The 1,322-nt window shown below is 63.8% G+C and carries 1 protein-coding gene; it reads left to right on the top strand.

Features of this window, described 5'->3' with window-relative positions:
• Positions 1-57 precede the first annotated feature (57 nt).
• Positions 58-1,281: an IS256 family transposase gene (locus tag ACP7BY_RS20955; protein WP_042468862.1), complete on the top strand. Its 1,224-nt coding sequence runs from the start codon at positions 58-60 to the stop codon at positions 1,279-1,281.
• The last annotated feature ends 41 nt before the right edge of the window (positions 1,282-1,322 follow it).

Genomic DNA, 1,322 nt, shown 5'->3' with positions numbered 1-1,322 from the left:
GGGAGTGTCAGGAATTTCGTGTGCGGGCGGGCATAATGGGAAAGAAGGAGCCCCGAAATGTCCCGACGCAAAGAGCCTGCGATACCGAACGATCTGCTGGATCAGCTGCTGGCTGGCGCTGATGCTGGTACCGCGCTGGCGCAGGGCGGCCTGCTGGATGCGCTGAAGAAGGCGCTGACGGAGCGCGCTTTGAACGCGGAGATGGATTATCATCTGGCCGGAGACGACGGCACCGGCAACTCGCGCAACGGCTACGGCCGGAAGACGATCACGACCGATACCGGCAAGCTGGCGATCGACGTACCACGTGACCGGCAGAGCAGTTTCGACCCGCAGCTGATCGCCAAATACCAGCGGCGCTTTCCGGGCTTCGACGAGAAGATCGTGTCGATGTACGCGCGCGGCATGAGTACCCGCGAGATCACAGGACACCTGCACGATCTGTACGGCATCGACGTATCGCCGGACCTGATCTCGAGCGTGACCGACGCGGTGCTCGACGAGGTGGCGATCTGGCAGCAGCGGCCGCTCGACCCGGTCTACCCGCTCGTATTTTTCGACGCCTTGCGGGTGAAGATCCGTGACGAAGGCATGGTGCGCAACAAGGCGATCCACATCGCGCTCGGCGTCCGCGCCGACGGCGCCAAGGAGGTGCTGGGCCTGTGGCTGGAGCAGAACGAAGGGGCCAAATTCTGGCTCAGGGTCATGAACGAGCTGAGGAACCGCGGCACCGAGGACATCCTGCTCGCCGTGGTCGATGGCCTGAAGGGCTTTCCGGAAGCGATCACGGCCGTGTTCCCCGACGCCGTGGTTCAGACATGCATCGTCCATCTGCTGCGCAATTCCATGGACTTTGTGTCCTGGAAGGACCGCAAGGGCCTGGCGACTGCGTTGAAGGAGATCTACCGCGCGCCCAGTGCCGAGGCGGCCGAGCAGGCCCTGACTGCGTTCGAGGCGGGTCCTTGGGGAACCCGCTATCCCGCCATTGCCCAGAGCTGGCGGCGCGCCTGGGCCGAGGTCATCCCGTTCTTCGCCTTTCCCGACGAGGTTCGGCGGATCATCTACACCACCAACGCCATCGAGGCGCTGAACTCGAAACTGCGCCGGGCCGTCCGTGCACGCGGCCATTTCCCCAGCGACGAGGCCGCCACCAAGCTGCTCTACCTGATCTTGAACCGGTCGGAAAAAGAGTGGAGGATGCCACCACGTGAGTGGACCATGGCCAAGGCACAGTTCGCCGTCATCTTCGGCGAACGCTTCATCAGGGCCATGGCGGCGTAATGTTCAGCCGCCCGCCCGCACACGAAATTCCTGACACTCCC

Origin of the sequence: Sphingomonas sp. PSPC2-2 (assembly GCF_049897725.1) — a bacterium.
In the GTDB taxonomy this organism is placed as follows: domain Bacteria; phylum Pseudomonadota; class Alphaproteobacteria; order Sphingomonadales; family Sphingomonadaceae; genus Sphingomonas.
The sequence above is the reverse complement of the archived record's forward strand: the minus strand, read 5'-3'. Positions and strand labels throughout refer to the sequence as shown.

Coding starts and splice junctions, on each gene's coding strand:
- ACP7BY_RS20955 (WP_042468862.1), top strand. CDS start 58: ATGTCCCGACGCAAAGAGCCTGCGATACCGAACGATCTGCTGGATCAG.